At 71.4% G+C, this 18,551-nt stretch carries 4 protein-coding genes; all 4 read left to right on the top strand.

The window, feature by feature from the left end; genetic code table 11:
- Positions 1-26: 26 nt before the first annotated feature.
- A complete protein-coding gene (locus M1M07_RS11900; protein WP_197256114.1) occupies positions 27-941 on the top strand; it encodes a hypothetical protein in 915 nt (304 codons plus the stop codon).
- Between the two features lie 218 nt (positions 942-1,159).
- Positions 1,160-8,206: a non-ribosomal peptide synthetase gene (locus tag M1M07_RS11895; RefSeq protein ID WP_248674284.1), complete on the top strand. Its 7,047-nt coding sequence runs from the start codon at positions 1,160-1,162 to the stop codon at positions 8,204-8,206.
- A 269-nt stretch (positions 8,207-8,475) separates the two neighbouring features.
- Positions 8,476-9,165 carry a DUF6875 domain-containing protein gene (locus M1M07_RS11890; RefSeq protein WP_197256120.1) on the top strand — a complete coding sequence of 230 codons (690 nt, stop codon included), beginning with the start codon at positions 8,476-8,478 and terminating at the stop codon, positions 9,163-9,165.
- Positions 9,162-18,551, top strand: a 9,390-nt coding sequence (locus M1M07_RS11885; protein WP_248674283.1) for a non-ribosomal peptide synthetase, incomplete at its 3' end; no start/stop codon positions are given. The genes M1M07_RS11890 and M1M07_RS11885, both read left to right, overlap by 4 nt.

Genomic DNA, 18,551 nt, shown 5'->3' with positions numbered 1-18,551 from the left:
AAACCGGACGTAGCACCATGGACACCATGACCGACGAACCGAACCCCGCGGCTCCCGACGTCCCGCCCGCCGGTGCAGGGTCCCTCGACGCGATCGTCCGTGCGCTGCGCGCCGCCGTCTCGTCGGTGGAGGCCGCGGTGGCCCGGGTGACCGCCGGGCCGGCCGGGACCGGGTCGAGCACCGTCGAGCAGCTCCTCGAACTGGCCGACGCCCCCGCCCTCGGTGACGTCGTCGCCCACCACAATGAGCTGACCCGTGCCGTGGCGATCGTCGACCAGACCGGTGCGCTCCCGGCACGGGAATGGGACGCGGTGGCCGGCTTCGGTGCGCCGCTCGCCACGGCCGTCTCGCGTTTGCGTGACCACGCGACCGCGGTTCTCGACGCGGCCGACGCCGCCGAAGCCGGCGCGCTCGACCCGGCGCAGCGGCTCGGGGAGACCCTGCAGCTGCTCGTTCTCGTCGAGGACTCGCTGAACCTCTGGCACCGGCTGCGCCTCGAGCACCTGCGCACCACCGAGCCCGCCGCTCTGCCCGAGGCGATCGGGCAGGCCCGCGGTCTGCTCGCCGAGCACCTCGACCGCGACGGCGAACTGTTGCGCCGAGCCCGCCGCGCGTTGGCGCGGTTCGCCCAGGGCACCACGCTCGAGCTGGTGAAGCGGCTGTCGTCGACCCGCACCGTGAAGAACCTGGTGGATCTGCGCGAGGACCTCGACGACTTCCGCGCGGCGTGCCGAGCCGATGCCGCCGGGTGGCTCGACGACGAGGATCCCGCCGTCGCCGAGGCGCTCGACGAGATCTCCCGCCCCGTCCGCATCGTCGGCGGTGCGCTCGGCGAGGCGATCGGTGGCAGCGCCAAGGCGATCGGCGACCGGGCGGCCGGGGTGGGTGCGTCCGGTGTCGAACGGATCGAACGGATCGGCCGAGGCATCGCCAGGCGCTGACGCGGCAGCGTCCATTCGGCGCTGACGCGCCGGTGTGCAGATGTGGCGGCCTCGGCCGCCACCAAGACACACGAGGTGGTACACCCTCACCCCTTGGGTGTGTTAACGACGCGGCCCTGCCGCGGCAGGGTGGAGAAGCCGGATTCGCACCGGCGAACCGAAGAATCCACCGCCCGCCGCGCACCCCGCGGCGCCAGCACTCCAGGGGTTGTGAATCGATGGACCGCGCCGCGTCGACCACCGTCCACGAGCCGTTCCCACTCTCGGCCGCCCAGCACGGACTGTGGTTCGCGCAGCACCTCGCACCCGATGTGCCGATCTGCATCGCCCAGTATCTCGACATCCGGGGTCCGCTCGACGTCGAGCTGTTCCGCGAGGTCGCGATGCGCGCCGCACACGAGTTCCAGTCGGTGTTCCTGCGCATCGTGGAGATCGACGGCGTGCCACACCAGGTGGTCGACCCGCCGGCCGACGCGGAGATGGGCTTCCACGACTTCCGCGCCGAACCCGACCCGCTGACCGCCGCGCAGTCCTGGATGCACGCGAACTACACGGCCCCGGTGAACTTCGAGCGCGACCACCTGTGCGAGTCGACGTTGCTGCGGGTCGGTGACGAGCACTACCTGTGGTACAGCCGCATCCACCACATCGCCCTCGACGGGCACGGTGCCGCGACGATGGTCGGCCGAGTTGCCTCCCTCTACACCGCCGCGGTGGAACACACTGTGCCGGAACCGAACCGGGCCGCGGGCCTGCGCACCCTCGAACGGCTCGAGCGCGAGTACCGCGAGTCCCACCGGTTCGCCGCCGACCGTGACTACTGGGCGCAGCGCCTGGACACCCGCAGCGGCGCTGCCACTCTCGCCGACCGGGACGCCCCGCCGGTCGCGACGAGCCGCACCCTCCGCACCGCCCTGTCCGATCGGGCCGCCGCGCTGCTCTCGGGCAACGACGGCACCGCCGCCGCCACATTGGTCGCGGCATTCGCCCACTACCTGTCCCGACGCACCGGCCGCCGCGAGGTCACCGTCGACATCCCGGTCTCGGCGCGACCCACCGCGATCCTGCGCCGCTCGGGCGGCATGCTCGCCAACGTCGCCCCGATCCGGGTGCAGACGCGGCCGGGCGACACTGTCGGCGGCCTCGTGGACCGCGTCCAGGGGGAACTGCTCGGCGCACTGCGGCACCAGCGCGGCAATGTCGAGGACATCCTGCGCGACCTCGGCGCGGACGCCGCCGCCCGCGCCGTGACCGGTCCGATGGTCAACGTGATGCTGTTCGACCGGCACCTGCAGTTCGGTTCGCTCTCCACCGACTTCCACATCCTCACGACCGGTCCCGTGCCCGATCTCGTCGTGAACGTATACCGCAGCGGCGCAACGGTATTCGTCGAGTTCGCCGCCAATCCGAATCGCTACGGCGACGACGAGCTGCGCGTGCACCACGACGCCGTCGTCGCGCTCGTCGAGCGGATGCTCGCGGCCGGCCCGGAATCCCGCCTGGCCGACCTCGAGGCCCCGCACCGCACCGTCGTCGGCGGTACCGCCCCGATGCCCGGCATCACGCTGCCGCAGCTGCTGGCCGAGGCGGTCGCCGCGAACCCCGACGGCATCGCGCTCGCGGCGCCCGGCCGGCGCGTCACCTACGCCGAACTCGACGCCGCGTCGAACCGGCTCGCTCGCGCCCTGCGGGCCGCCGGTGTGCGCCGTGAGTCGATCGTCGCGGTTGCACTCACCCGATCCGTCGAGTCGGTGACCGCGGTGTGGGCCGTCGCGAAGGCCGGCGCCGCGTTCGTGCCGGTGGACCCGAACCACCCGGCCGGACGCATCGAGCACATGATCACCGACTCCGAAGTAACTGTCGGCGTGACCCTTTCGTCGACGGTGCACCGGCTGCCCGGCTCGGTGTGCTGGCTCCTGCTCGACGAACCCGCCGGCGACGTGTCCGACGCGCCGATCACCGACGGCGACCCGGTCAACCCCGGCCAGGCCGCGTACGTGATCTACACGTCGGGTTCGACCGGCCTGCCGAAGGGCGTCGTCGTCACCCACCACGGGCTGGCGAACCTCGTGACCGAACAACGCACCCGCCTCGCCGGCGACCGCAATGCGAAGGTGCTCCACTGCGCCTCACCGAGTTTCGATGCGTCGGTGTTCGAGATGCTGTGGGCGGTGGGATCGGCCGCGACCCTGGTCATCGTGCCCCCGACCGTCTACGGCGGCGACGAATTCACCGAGCTCCTGCGCCGCGAGGCCGTCACCCATATGGTGCTCACCCCGAGCGTGCTGGCCTCGCTCGACCCGTCCGGTCTCGACGCGCTGCGCGTCCTGCTCGTCGCGGGGGAGGCGTGCGCATCGGAACTGGTGGATCGCTGGGCTCCCGGCCGCACCATGCTCGACGGATACGGGCCCACCGAAGCGACCGTGATGTCCAATCTCAGCGACGCGCTCGTCCCGGGAGAACCCGTGACCATCGGGGGACCGGGACGCGGATTCACCGAGGTCGTCCTCGACGCCGCGCTGCGCCCGGTCCCGGCCGGTGTCGCCGGCGAGCTCTACCTCGGCGGACCTGCGCTGGCGCGCGGCTACCGGGGGCGGCCGGCGCTGACCGCGTCGCGGTTCGTCGCCGACCCCTTCGGTGAGCCGGGTGCGCGCCTGTACCGCACCGGTGACGTCGTGCGCTGGCGGACCACCGCCGACGGAAGCTCCACTCTCGACTACCTCGGCCGGTCCGACTTCCAGGTCAAGATCCGCGGCATCCGCGTCGAACTCGGGGAGATCGACGCGGCCCTCACCGCCCATCCGGACGTGGACTTCGCCATCACGGTCGGACGCCCCGGGCCGGGCGGCGACACCGTGCTGGTGTCCTACGTGCTGCCCGCGGACGGATCCGACACCGCGGTCCCCGAGGCCGCCGCGCTGATCGCGCATCTCCGGGACTTCGTGCCCTCGCACATGATTCCGGCGGCGATCGTCGTGCTCGGCGAACTGCCGCTCACCCCGGTCGGCAAGCTCGACCGCGCCGCGCTGCCCGCCCCGGACTTCGCCCGGGCCGAATACCGGGCGCCCGTCACCGGCACCGAACGTGCCGCCGCCGCGGCCTTCGCGGAGGTCCTCGGCCTGGACCGCGTCGGCCTGGACGACCACTTCTTCGACCTCGGCGGCAACTCGCTCAGCGCGACCCGCGTGGTCGCCCGCGTGAACACCGCCGTCGGCACGGAAATGGGTGTGCGGGAACTGTTCGAGGCACCCACCGTCGCGGCGTTCGCCGCGCGCGCCGATGCGGCCGGCCGTCGCGCGGGGGACCGGCCCGCCCTGGTGGCAGGTCCCCGGCCGGAGCGGGTGCCGCTGTCGCTCGCGCAGCAGCGGATGTGGGTGGTCAACCAGGTCGATCCGACCTCCCCCGCCTACAACGTCCCGATCGCGCTGCGCCTGACCGGCGACCTGGACCTCGACGCGCTGCGCGCCGCGCTCGCCGATGTGCTGGAGCGGCACGAGGCTCTCCGCACCGTTCACCCGTCGTCCGAGCAGGGTCCGCATCAGGTCGTGCTGCCCGCCGGCAGCGTCACCGCCGACCTCACGCCGATGCCGGTGACGGGCGAATCCGAGCTGCGGGAACGGTTGCGCGCCGTCGCGTCCATCGGCTTCGACGTGAGCGTCGACGTCCCGATCCGCACCGCCCTGTTCCGGCTGGGCTCCCAGGAGCACGTCGTCGCGATCGTGCTGCACCACATCGCGGCCGACGGCTTCTCGATGGCGCCGCTCGCACGGGATGTGATGCTCGCCTACACGACCCGCGCGCAGGGGCAGGCGCCGCTGTGGGTGCCGCTGCCCGCGCACTACGTCGACTACACCCTGTGGCAGCGGGAGGTCGTCGGCGACGACACCGACCCGGACTCGCTCGCGACCGCGCAGATCGACTTCTGGCGCCACACCCTCGACGGACTGCCGGAACTGCTCGAACTGCCGACCGATCGGGAGCGGACGATGCATCGCTCCGCGCACGGGGCCGCCGTGCCGTTCGGGTTCGGCCCGGACCTGCACCGCGCGGTCACCGAGCTGGCCCGCGAGCACGACGCCACCGTGTTCATGGTCGTGCACGCCGCGCTGGCAGTCCTCCTCGGGAAGCTCGCGGGCACAGCGGATCTCGCGATCGGAACGCCGGTGGCGGGCCGGGGCGACGCGGCGCTCGACGACATGGTCGGCATGTTCGTCAACACGGTGACCCTCCGCACCCGCATCGCACCGCAGTCCACCTTCGGCGAGTTGGTGGCCCAGGTGCGCGACGGTGACCTCGCCGCCTTCGGGAACGCCGACGTCCCGTTCGACCACGTCGTCCGGGCGCTCGACCCGGTGCGATCCTCCGCGCACTCGCCGCTGTTCCAGGTGCTCCTCGAGTTCCGCAACCTCGACGCGACCCGCCTCGACCTGCCGGGGCTGACCGTCGAGACCGTCGACATCGACCTCGAGGTCGCCAAGTGCGATCTGTACCTGAGCATCGACGAGACCCGGGACCGTTCCGGCGCTCCCGCCGGCATGAAAGCCGAATTCGGTTACACCACAGACATCTTCGACCGCAGCACCGTCGACGGTTTCGCGCGTCGGTTCGTGGGGTTGCTCGAGGCCGTCGTTGCCGAGCCGACGCGTCCGCTCGGCGCCTTCGACCTGCTCGACGACGCCGAACGCGCCGAACTGGTCCCGGTGTCGGGCGGTGCGTCGGTCCCCGCCGTCACCCTGCCCGAGTTGTTCGCGGCCGCGGCGGCTGCCGACCCCGACGCGGTCGCGGTGGTCGCGGGGGAGCGCCGGCTGACCTACCGTGAGCTGGACGAGCAGTCGAATTGGCTGGCGCGGGTCCTGATCCGCGCCGGTGTCGGTCCGGAGTCTGCGGTGGCGATCGCGATTCCGCGGTCGCTCGAATCCGCGCTCGCGGTGTGGGCGGTCGTGAAGACCGGGGCCGCGTTCCTTCCCGTCGACCCGAACTATCCCGCGGCGCGAATTGCGCACATGCTCGCGGATTCGGCTGTGACGGTGGGGGTCACGATTTCGGATGCGCGTGATGCATTGCCGGAATCGGTGACGTGGCTGAACCTGGATCAGCCGTGCGAGCAGGCGTCGATCGATCGGGTGACCGATGCGGATCGGGTCGCGCCGCTGCTGGTCGAGCATCCCGCATACTTCATCTACACGTCCGGATCGACGGGGGTGCCGAAGGGCGTCGAGGTCACCCACGCGGGCCTGGCGAACCTGGTGGCCGAACAGCGCACCCGGTTCGGACTCGGCCCGCACGCGCGGGTGCTGCACGCGGCCTCGCCGAGTTTCGACGCGGCCGTCCTGGAGATGCTGTGGGCCTTCGGGGCCGGTGGTCGTCTGGTGATCTCCCCGCCCGGGGTGTTCGGCGGGCGCGAGCTCGCCGATCTGCTGGCGCGCGAGCAGGTCACGCACGTGGCACTGACCCCCGCTGCGCTGGGCACGGTGGATCCGGACGGACTCGACCATCTGAGCACGGTCATCGTCGGTGGCGAGGCCTGCCCTCCGGAACTCGTCGCGCGGTGGGCCCCTGGCCGGACCATGGTGAACACCTACGGTCCCGCGGAAACGACGATTCAGTCCAATGCAGGTCGCGCTCTCGTTGCAGGAGAACCGGTTACGATCGGCGGCCCGATCCGCGGCTTCGCCGAACTGGTGCTCGACGAGCGGCTGCGGCCGGTCCCGGTCGGGGTGGTGGGGGAACTGTACCTGTCGGGTCCCGGCTCGGCCCGTGGCTACCGTAACCGTCCCGGATTGTCGGCGGCTCGGTTCGTCGCCGCCGCGGACGGGCTGCGGATGTACCGCACGGGTGATCTGGTGCGCTGGCGCCGCCGCGAGGACGGGACGCTCGAACTCGACTACGTCGGCCGCTCCGATCAGCAGGTGAAGGTCCGCGGATTCCGCATCGAACTCGGCGAGATCGAATCGGCGCTGCTCGGCTATCCCGGTGTCGCGCACGCCGTCGCCCACACCGACGGGGACCGGCTCGCCGGCTACGTCGTCGCGGCCCCGGGCTCCGAGGTCGACGTCGATGCCGTGCTCGGCCACGCCCGCGCCCGGCTCGCCCCGCACATGGTTCCCGCGACCGTCACCGTCCTGGCTCGGGTCCCGGTCACCGCGAACGGCAAGCTCGACCGGGCCGCCCTGCCGCGGCCGGAGCACACCCGCGTCGCCTACCGGGCGCCGCGCGACGCCGCCGAGACCGTCGTCGCCGACGCGTTCGCCGAGGATCTCGGGATCGATCGGGTCGGGCTGGACGACAACTACTTCGCTCTCGGCGGCACGTCCCTGAGCGCGACCGTGCTGATGGCCAAGATCTCGGACGGGATCGGCCGGCAGGTGCCGGTGCAGTGGATCTTCACCGACCCCACCCCGGAATCCCTGGCCCACCGGATCGCCACCGCGCCGGACCACGAAGCCGACGACGCGCTCGCGCCGCTGCTTCCGCTGCGCCCGGACGGCACCGGCACGCCGGTGTTCTGCATCCACCCGGCGATCGGCCTGGCCTGGTGCTTCACCGGTCTGGTGCCCTACCTGGGCGATCGCCCGGTGTACGGCCTGCAGTCCCCGGCGCTCACCGACCCCGAGGCGCGTTTCACCGACCTCGGCGACCTCGCCGACCGCTACATCGAGCAGATCCGGTCCGTGCAGCCGGACGGCCCGTACCACCTGGTGGGGTATTCGGTGGGCGGCCAGATCGCCCACGAGATGGCGGTGCGACTCGGCTCCGAAGTCGCGACCCTCACGATGCTCGACTCGCATCTGCTGGGCGACGACGACATCCGCCGCGAACCACCGACCCTGGCCGAACTGCTCGCCGAGTTCGGTGACCTGCCGGCCGGCGACACGTTGACCGCGGAACAAGCCGCGGACGTGCTGCGCCGCACCGGCGGCCTGTTCGACGCGGTGACGCCGGAACGCGTCGAGATGCTGCACCGGGTGTTCACCGCGACGGTGGAACTCGCTGTCACACATAGTCCGTCGGCGTCGCCCGATCTCGATGTGCTGTACTTCGCGGCCGCGGAATCGGCCGGCGACCCCACCGCCGCAGCGGCCTGGCAGGCGCACGTCGCCGGCCGGATCGACGAGCACGCGGTGCGAGCCACCCACCAGGAGCTGACGAGTCCGCAGGCCCTCGCCGAGATCGGTCCCGAGCTCGCCCGGCACCTGCTTCGTGCGGACGCGGCCCGGACCGGCTCGGCAGGTACGCGTCAGGGCGCGGCGGGCCACAGGGTGTGAACAGAAACCCCCTTGGGTACTGGTGACGTCGGCCGGAACGCGGGATTCTAGAGATGTCACGACAGCGACAGTCCAGCACATTGCGCGCTACCCGTTCCGGAGCGCGAAACAGGTAGCGCACTACTCGTGACCCCGCCGGTGAAGCGGCCGAAAGTTATCGGCAGCACCGATCGCGGACATTCCCAAAAAACGGACATTCCCAAAAAACGGACATTCCCAGAAGACGGACCGCCATGAGTCCGACCATCCACAGTCACTTGGAGAAGCAAATGCCGGCTACCACTCGTCGCCTGGAAACCGCAACGTCCCCGGCGTCCACCCCTCCCGGTCCCTCCGTACGCGGCCCCCGGTCGGGCATCGAACTCGTCAGCCTCTTCGACGGGTTCGCCATCGACGAGCACCCCAGCGCACCGACGGTGCGCCGCTGGGCGGTCGACTACCTGTGCCACCCGCACAAGGACCTCGGCCGGCGTGGCCCGGTCTGCCCGTTCGCCGGCCCGTCGATCACCCGGCGGTTGTTCTGGGCAGCGTTCGTCCCCGGCACCGACGTCGGGGAGGACCGGATGCGCGCCATCGCCGACGACCTCGCCGAGCTCTTCCCGGGACTTCCGCCGGACACCGGCGCCGACGCCGCCCTCAAGGCCGTCGTCGTGGTCTTCCCCGATCTGACGGACTACGACCTGATCGAGCGCGTGCAGAACGATCGCAAGTCCGACTTCGTCGTTCAGGGCCTCATGCTCGGCCAGTTCTACCCGGGCTGCACGGTGTCCGGTCTGCGCAACAGCGAGTTCCGGGCACTCGACGCGCCGGTGCCCATGCTTGCCGTCCGGCACATGGTCGGCTCGGACTTCCCGTTCCTGACGGCCGACCGCGAATGGGTCCTGGCCTACCTGAAGAAGTTCGCGGGTTCGGTCCCGTCGTCCGTCCGCACCGAGATTGCGGAGAAGCTCGCGTCATGAGCACGGACTCGGCCGCGCCCGTTGCCTCCACCGGGCCGGCCGGCAAGGACAGCACGACCCCGTTTCCCCTCTCACCCGCCCAGTACGGGATGTGGTTCGCGCAGCAACTCGCACCCGAGGTGCCGCTGTGCATCGCCCAGTACGTGGAATTCCGCGGGGCGCTCGACGTCGACCTGTTCCAGCGGGTGGCCGTCGTGGCCGGGCTCGAGTTCGGTTCCGGGTTCCTGCGGCTGACCGAGGTCGACGGCGAGCCGTACCAGGTGGTCGATCCGACGCTCGACTCCGACCTCGAGGTGCTCGACTTCCGGGCCCACGAGGACCCGGTCGCGGCGGCCCACGCCTGGATGCACGCGAACTACACGGCACCGATGGATCCGGCCACCGACCGGCTCGTCGCGTCGTCGATCCTGCGACTCGGCGACGAGCACTATCTCTGGTACAGCCGAATTCATCACGTCGCGTTGGACGGCTACGGCGCGATGACCATGGTGAAGCGGATCGCGGCGCTGTACACCGCGGCGGCCGAGGGGCGTGAGCCCGAACCTCACGGTGCCGCCGACCTGCGCGCCCTGTACGACCTCGACCGCCGCTACTGCGAGTCGGCGCGCTTCGACTCCGACCGCGAGTACTGGGCCGAACGGCTCGCCGTCCTGACGGAGGGCTCGAGCCTGAGCGAGCGCCGGGCCCCGGCCGTTGCCGACAACACCCTGGTCACCGCCGCGCTCGCCGATGCCACCGCGGCCCGGCTCCTCGACACCGACAACCGCGCGAGCGGAAACTCGGCGGCCTCGATCATCGCCGGATTCGCGTGTTACCTGTCCCGGTTGACGGGCCGGCCGGAGGTGCGTGTCGACATTCCGGTGTCGGGCCGCACCACCGCGGTGTTGCGCCGGTCCGGTGGCATGGTCGTCAACGTCGCACCGCTGCGGATCGCGGTGCGACCCGACGACGCCGTCGGCGACCTCGTGGACCGCGTCCAGGGCGAACTGCTCGGCGCACTGCGGCACCAGCGTGGTGACCTCGCCACGATCATGCGCGACCTCGGCGCCGACACCCGCCGGGCGAGTGCCCCGATGGTGAACGTCATGCTCTTCCACGAGGAGATCGTTCTCGGGCCCCTCGTCGGTGAATTCCATGTGCTCACGTCGGGACCGGTCGAGGACCTGCTGGTCAACGTGTACCAGAGCGGCACACCGCCGACGACCTACCTCGAATTCCGGGGCAATCCCGGCCGCTATCGGGACGACGAGTTGCACGAACTCCACGGTGGATTCGTCGGATTCGTCCAGGAATTCGTGTCCTCGGCGCCCGATACGCCGCTGTCCGCGATCGATCCCGACAGCGTGCGTGCCGGCGAGCGCAGGCGCGCCGCGGCGCAGCACCTCGACTACTGGCGTCGCACCCTCGCGAACCTGCCGACGTCCGGCGGACCGGCGAGCGGCCCGACGTCCGCGCATCCGGAACACGGGGACCGCACCCGCGTCGCCGTCGATGCCCGGACGCACCGCCGGGCGCGATGCCTGGCCAGGGCCCACGACACCCGGACCTACTCGGTCGTGCACACCGCGCTCGCCGTTGCGCTGAGCAGATCCGTCGATTCCGACGACATCACGATCGGCGCCCCCGTGCGCGCCGGGACCGGCGTCGATGCCGTCGTGCTGCGCACGCGGGTGGAGGACGCGACCACCTTCTCGGAGGCCGTCGCCCGCACACGCGACTGCGAACTCGGTGCGTTCTCCCATACCGGGATCGAGCTCGCCCGGGTCCTGGACGAGCTGACAAGGGGCGGGGAGTCGCCGTCGCCGTGCCAGGTCGTGCTCGGAGTGCGCGAAGCGACCTATTCCGGCGTCGCCGGTGTGTCGATCACCGCCCCCGCACCCGGCGACCGCGGCGGATTCGGTGCCGTCCGGGTGACCGTCGCCGAGACGTTCACCGACGCCTGTCACCCTGCGGGCCTGACGATCGACTTCGAGTTCAGCGCCGCAGTCGACGCGGCGGCCGTGCGCGCCTGCGCGGATCGGTTCCGCCGCATTCTCGAACAGGGCGTGGCCGAACCCATGGTGCGGCTCGGCGACCTCGACGTCCTGTCGCCGCGCGAACGCGCCGAGCTGACCCCGGTCACCGGGGCAGCCGCGGTCCCCGCGGCCACCCTGCCGGATCTGCTGGCCGCGTCGGCCGGCACCGACTCCGACGCGGTCGCCGTGTGGTGCGGGGACCGGCGGATCACCTACGGCCGGCTCGACACCGACTCGAACCGACTGGCGCGGTTGCTGATCGCACGAGGCACCGGGCCCGGAACGACTGTCGCCGTGGCGATCCCGCGCTCGTACGAGTCGGTGCTCGCGGTGTGGGCGGTCGCGAAGACGGGGGCCGCCTTCGTCCCGGTCGACCCCACCTACCCGTCCGCGCGCATCGAGCACATGCTCTCCGATTCGGGGGCGGCACTCGGGCTGACCGTCACGGCTTCGGCTCCGACGCTGCCCGGGGACGTGCCGTGGATGCCGATCGACGAACCCGCCGCCGTCGACGCGGTGGCCACGCATTCGCCGCAGCCGATCACCGACCGGGACCGCACCGCGCCGCTGCACCTCGATCACCCGGCGTACGTGATCTACACGTCCGGTTCCACGGGAACCCCGAAGGGTGTCGTCGTGCCGCACCGGGGCCTGACGTGTCTGTCGACGGAAGAGCGGGAGCGGTTCGGCGCCGATCCCGCGTCCCGCGTGCTGCACTTCGCGTCCCCGAGTTTCGACGCGTCGGTGTTCGAGATGCTGTGGGCCTTCGGTTCCGGCGCGCAACTGGTGATCGCACCCCCGGGCACCTACGGCGGAGACGATCTCGCCGCGCTGATGGACCACCGGGCGGTGACCCACGCGGTCCTGACGCCGTCGGTGCTCGCCTCCCTCGACCCCGTCGGGCGCGGGTCGCTCCGGTGCCTGGTGGCGGCCGGTGAGGCCTGCGCGCCGGAACTCGTGGCGCGGTGGGCGCCCGGCCGGACGATGTTCAACGCGTACGGGCCGACCGAAGTGACGGTCATGTCGAATCTCGGTGCGGTCGCGGCGGACGGCCCGGTCGGCATCGGCGGACCGATCCGCGGCATCGCCGAACTCGTCCTCGACGAGCGGCTGCGACCCGTGCCGGTCGGAGTCGCGGGAGAACTGTACCTGTCGGGCCCCGGCCTGGCGTGGGGCTACCGGAATCGGCCGGACCTGACCGCGGGCCGGTTCGTCGCGGACCCGTTCGGCGGACCCGGCAGCCGGATGTACCGGACCGGCGACGTCGTGCGATGGCGGCGCGCCGACGACGGCGGACTCGAACTGGACTACCTGGGGCGCAGCGACTTCCAGGTGAAGATCCGCGGCCTCCGCATCGAACTCGGCGAGATCGACGCCGCCCTGGCCTCCCATCCGGGTGTGCGTTTCGCCGTCACAGTCGGGCGGCCCGGCCCGGGCGGAGACACCGTTCTGGTGGCCTATGTCGTCCCGTCCGACGACGGAGAACCCAATGTCGCCGCGCTCACCGAGCACGTGCGCGCACGGGTTCCGGGTTACATGGTTCCCGCGGCCGTCGTCGTCCTCGACGACATCCCGCGTACCCCGGTCGGCAAGTTCGACCGCGCGGCGCTGCCCGCACCGGACTTCGCGGCGCCCACGCAGTTCCGCGCACCCCGCACCGCCCGCGAGTCGGCGATCGCGACGGCTTTCGCCGACGTGCTCGGCACCGGTGGACTCGGCATCGACGCGAACTTCTTCGACCTCGGCGGCAACTCCCTCAGTGCGACGCGGGTAGTCGCCCGGGTGAACACCGCGCTCGGCTCGGGTATCGGGGTCCGCGATCTGTTCGAAGCGCCGACCGTGGCGGCACTGGCCGCCCGAGTGAGCGCCCGGGACACCGCGGCCGGATCCCGGCCCGCCCTGGCTCGCCTCCCGCGCCCGGACCGGATCCCGCTGTCCCTCGCGCAACAGCGCATGTGGCTCGTCAACCAGCTCGACACCGGCTCCCCGGCCTACAACATCCCCATCGCGCTGCGGCTGACCGGCGATCTCGATCCGGACGCCCTTCGCGCCGCCCTGGCCGACGTCCTCGAACGGCACATCACGCTGCGCACCGTGTACCCCGGCTCCGAGGACGGGCCGCATCAGGTCACGCTCCCCGTCGAGGCGGTGCTGCCCGACCTGACGCCGACCGTGGTTCCCGACGAGACGACCCTGCGGGCCCGCATCGCGGAGCTGGGCGGAACCGGTTTCGACGTCAGCCGCGCCGCCCCGATCCGGACCGCACTGTTCCGGACCGGCCCGGCCGAGCACGCCCTTGTCATGGTGGTGCACCACATCGCGGCCGACGGTTCGTCGATGGTGCCCTTGGCCCGGGACGTCATGGTCGCCTACACCGCGCGCCGCGACGGTCACGCCCCCGACTGGGCGCCGCTGCCGGTCGACTACGTCGACTACACCCTGTGGCAGCGGGAGCTTCTCGGCAGCGACACGGACCCGCATTCGCGTGCCGCGGTCCAGCTCGGGTACTGGCAGCGGACGTTGTCCGGCGCGCCCGCGGTGCTCGAACTGCCGTGGGACCGGCCACGGCCGGTACACCGGTCGCTGCACGCGGGCACGGCGGACTTCAGGATGGATTCCGAACTGCACCGCCGCCTTCGAGAACTTGCCCGGCAACATGATTCGACGATGTTCATGGTGATGCACGCCGCGCTGGCGGTGCTGCTGGCCCGGCTCGGCGGATCCGACGACATCAGTGTCGGCACCCCGGTCGCCGGTCGGGGAGAGGCCGCGCTCGACGACGTCGTGGGCATGTTCGTCAACACGATCGTGCTGCGGACCGCCGTCGATCCGGCCGGTTCGTTCACCGGGCTTCTCGGCCGGGCGCGCGAGAGCGCGCTCGGAGCCTTCGCGCACGCCGAGGTCCCGTTCGATCAGGTCGTCGACGCCGTGGATCCGGAGCGGTCGACCGCGTATTCGCCGCTGTTCCAGGTGATGCTGGAGTTCCGGAACACCGAAGCCGCGCGCCTGGAACTGCCGGGCCTGACGGTCGAGCCGATCCTGCTCGATCCCGGCGTCGCACGCTACGACCTCCACCTGGGTCTCGTCGAAGAGTTCACCGAAAACGGTGCCCCCGAAGGAATATCGGCTGCGTTCGTCTACGCCGACGACCTCCTCGAGGAGACGACCGTGCGGGCGTTCGCCGAACGGTTCGTGCGCATCCTCGAGGACGTGACCGCCGACCCGTCGGCGCCGATCGAGACGATCGACATCCTCTCCCCGGACGAACGCCGCCACCTGGTGCCGGCGGCGGGCGCACCCGCGCTGCCGTCGAGGACGCTGTCCGAGCTGCTGACGGCGTCGGCGGCGACCGATCCGGACGCGATCGCCGTCGTCTGCGGAGACCGTCGAGTGACGTACCGCGAGCTGCACGACGAGTCGAATCGATTGGCGCACAGGTTGATCGAAGCAGGAGCGGGTCCGGAATCGGTGGTGGCGATCGCGGTGTCGCGGTCGGTGGAGTCGATCCTGTCGGTGTGGGCGGTCGCGAAGACCGGGGCCGCGTTCGTCCCCGTCGACCCCGGGTACCCGGCCGGCCGGATCGAGCACATGCTCGCCGATTCCGGTGCCGTGCTGGGCCTTACGACCCCGGACCGAGTCGAACAGCTGCCCGGCCTCGTCCCCTGGATACCCGTCTCCGAGACCGCCCACGCCGATGGCTCCCGGTACCGGGAGGTGCGGGTGCCGGTACGGCCGGAGCAGGCCGCGTACGTGATCTACACGTCCGGGTCGACGGGCGTGCCCAAGGGCGTGACCGTCACGCACGCCGGACTCGCGAACCTGGTGGCCGAACAGCGCGCCCGGTTCGGATTGGGTCCGGATGCGCGGGTGCTGCACGCGGCGTCGCCGAGCTTCGACGCGGCGGTGCTGGAGATGTTGTGGGCCTTCGGATCCGGTGGCCGCCTGGTGATCTCGCAGCCCGGGGTCTTCGGTGGTCGCGAACTCGCGGAGTTGCTGGCGCGCGAGCAGGTCACCCATGCGGCCCTGACCCCGGCGGCGCTGGGCACGGTCGATCCGGTCGGGCTCGACCATCTGGGCACGGTGATCGTCGGTGGTGAGGCCTGCCCGCCGGAGCTGGTGGCGCGGTGGGCGCCGGGCCGGACCATGGTGAACACCTACGGTCCGGCGGAAGCGACGATCCAGTCGAACGCCGGACGGCCGCTCACGGTGGGAGATCCCGTGACGATCGGTGGCCCGATCCGTGGATTCGCCGAACTGGTGCTCGACGACCGGCTGCGGCCGGTCCCGGTCGGCGTGGCGGGGGAGCTGTACCTGTCGGGCCCCGCCCTGGCACGGGGATACCGGAACCGGGGTTCGCTGACCGCGTCGCGGTTCGTGGCCGATCCGTTCGGGACCCCCGGGCAGCGGATGTACCGAACCGGCGACCTCGTTCGATGGAAGAAGTGCGGCGACAACACATTCGAACTCGAGTACCTGCACCGCTCCGACGATCAGGTGAAGGTCCGCGGCTTCCGCATCGAACTCGGCGAGATCGAATCCGCGCTGCGGGCGTGCGACGGAGTCGAGCAGGCGGTGGCGAGTGTCCATCGTGGTGCGGTGGATCGGCTCGTCGGATATGTGGTGCCGGAACCCGGCGCCGAGCTGGATCCGGTCGCGGTGCTGGCACAGGTGGGGGCGCGGTTGGCGCCGCACATGGTGCCGGCGACGGTGTCGGTGATCGATGCGGTGCCGGTGACGGCGAACGGGAAGGTGGATCGGGCGGCGTTGCCGGAGTCGGATTTCCGTTCGGGTGCGGCGGAGTTCCGTGCGCCGGCCTCGGAGACGGAGGCGGTGCTGGCGGAGTTGTTCGCCGAGGTGCTGGGGGTCGAGACGGTGGGGGCGCAGGATTCGTTCTTCGCGCTCGGTGGGGACAGCATCATGTCGATCCAGTTGGTGGCGCGGGCAAAGGCGCGGGGGTTGGTGTTCTCGCCGCGGGATGTGTTCGAGTGCCGGACGGTGGCGGCGTTGGCGCAGGTGGCGGCGTCCGGTGGTGCCGGTGTGGTGGTGCTCGAGGAGTTGCCCGGTGGTGGGGTCGGCGACCTGCCGCTCACCCCCGTCATGCACTGGCTCCTCGACCGCAGCCCGCTGCACCACACCCGCTTCTCCCAGGCGGTCCTGCTCGAACTACCTGCCGGCATCGACCACACGACACTCACGCGCACGCTCCAGGCCGTGCTCGATCGGCACGACATGCTGCGCTCCCGGCTGCGCTCGTCGAACGGGACGTGGACCTGGACCGTGCAGCCGACCGGAACCGTCGACGCCGACGATGTCCTCGTCCGCGTGGCCACCGACCCGCACGGCGACGACTTCGACGCCATCGCACACGCCGAACTCGACGCCGCCGCCGACCGGCTCGACCCGGCCTCGGGAATCGTGCTGCAGGCGGTGTGGTTCGACCCCGCCGGCACCGACTCGTCCGACACCGGAATCCCGGGTCGGCTGCTGGTCGTGATCCATCATTCGGCCGTGGACGGGGTGTCGTGGCGGAACCTCGTCCCGGATCTCGCGACCGCGTGGTCGCAGATCGCGGCGGGAGAGAACCCGCAGCTCGACGCGGTCGGTACGTCGATGCGCCGCTGGGCGCACGGTCTGGTCGAGGCCGCGCAGCAACCCGAACGGCTCGCCGAACTCGACTTCTGGCGCGCGACCACGGCCGGGGACGACCCGACGATCGGATCCCGCCCGCTCGATCCCGCGACCGACGTGACCGCGACGGCCGAGCACTTCTGCGTCGAACTGCCGACCGACGTGACCGAGGCGCTGCTGACCGCCGTCCCCGATGCGTTCCACGGCAGCGTCGCGGACGGTCTGCTCACTGCACTCGCGGTCGCGGCGACGGCCTGGCGCCGCAACCGCGGCACCCCGATCGACGACGCATTCATCGCCTTGGAAGGGCACGGGCGGGAGGAACAGACGGTACCGGGCGCCGAGCTGAGCCGGACCGTCGGCTGGTTCACCACCGGCTTCCCGGTCCGGCTGGACCTGGCCGGGATCGATCTCGACGACGCCTGCGGCGGCGGCCCTGCGCTGGACGCGGCCGTGAAGTCCGTCAAGGAACAGCTCCTCGCGGTCCCCGACCACGGCATCGGCTTCGGGCTGCTCCGCTATCTCGACGACGAAACCGCCTCGATCCTGCGCGAACACGCTGGGCCGCAGATCGGCTTCAACTACCTCGGCCGCATCGCCACCGGAACAGCGGACGGGATGCCGGCGGGACCGTGGATGCCCGTCGACGCCGGCTCGGAACTCGGCGGTGCCCAGGATCCGGAGATGCCGGTGCCCGCGGCGCTGGACATCAACGCGCTCACCCTCGACGACAGCACCGGCCCTCGGCTGCGCGCCACGTGGGCGTTCCCGACCGGGCTACTGACCGCAGGCGAGGTGCACGACCTCGCCGACCTGTGGTGCCGCGTGCTCACCGCGCTGGCGGAGCGCACCCGCATCCCCGGCTCCGGGGGACACACGCCGTCCGACCTGGGCCTGGTGACACTGCAGCAGGCGCAGATCGAGGAACTCGAGCGGCAGTATCCGGACCTGGCCGACGTGTGGCCGCTGTCGCCGCTGCAGGAGGGTCTGCTGTTCCATGCGCTGGTGTCGGAGGACTCCGTCGACGCGTACCTGGTGCAACTGGTGCTCGAGCTGCGCGGACAGGTCGACGCGGAGCGGTTGCGGCGCGCCGGAACGGTGCTGCTGGACCGCCACGCCAACCTGCGCACCACGTTCGTGCCCGACGTCGACGGACGACCGGTACAGATCGTCCGGGATCGCGTCGAACTGCCGTTCACCGAGATCGATCTGTCCGCTCTCCCCGCCGACGACCGCGACCGCGAACTCGAACGGATCATGGCGGAAGACCGGGCGACACGATTCGATCCCGCGCAACCGCCGCTGATCCGGTGGCTGCTGGTCACCACCGGGCCGGACAGTCACCGGCTGATCATGACCAACCATCACCTGCTGCTCGACGGCTGGTCGACGCCGCTCCTCGTTCGCGAACTGCTGATGCTGTACGCGACCGAAGGCGACCCCGCCGGCCTCCCGCGGCCCACCTCGTACCGGGACTACCTCGCCTGGGTCGAGCGGCAGGACCGCGAACACTCCCTCGACGAATGGGCACGTGCGCTCGCCGGCGTCGACGAGCCGACACTGGTCGTCCCGGACGATCCAACGCGCCGGTACCGCGAATCACGGGACGTGTGTGCCGATTTCGGTGTGGAGGAGACGGCGGCGTTGTCGGCGTGGGTGCGTGATCGCGGGGCGACGTTGAACACGGTGGTGCAGGTGGCGTGGGGGCTGGTGCTGGGGTCGTTGACGTCGCGGGAGGACGTG

It is taken from the genome of Rhodococcus sp. HM1 (genome assembly GCF_023218075.1).
In the GTDB taxonomy this organism is placed as follows: domain Bacteria; phylum Actinomycetota; class Actinomycetes; order Mycobacteriales; family Mycobacteriaceae; genus Rhodococcus.
This window is presented reverse-complemented; position numbering and strand designations above follow the sequence as displayed.

What these genes read in the sequence shown, in the direction of transcription:
- M1M07_RS11900 (WP_197256114.1), top strand. Translation starts at nt 27, where the DNA reads ATGACCGACGAACCGAACCCCGCGGCTCCCGACGTCCCGCCCGCCGGT.
- M1M07_RS11895 (WP_248674284.1), top strand. Translation starts at nt 1,160, where the DNA reads ATGGACCGCGCCGCGTCGACCACCGTCCACGAGCCGTTCCCACTCTCG.
- M1M07_RS11890 (WP_197256120.1), top strand. Translation starts at nt 8,476, where the DNA reads ATGCCGGCTACCACTCGTCGCCTGGAAACCGCAACGTCCCCGGCGTCC.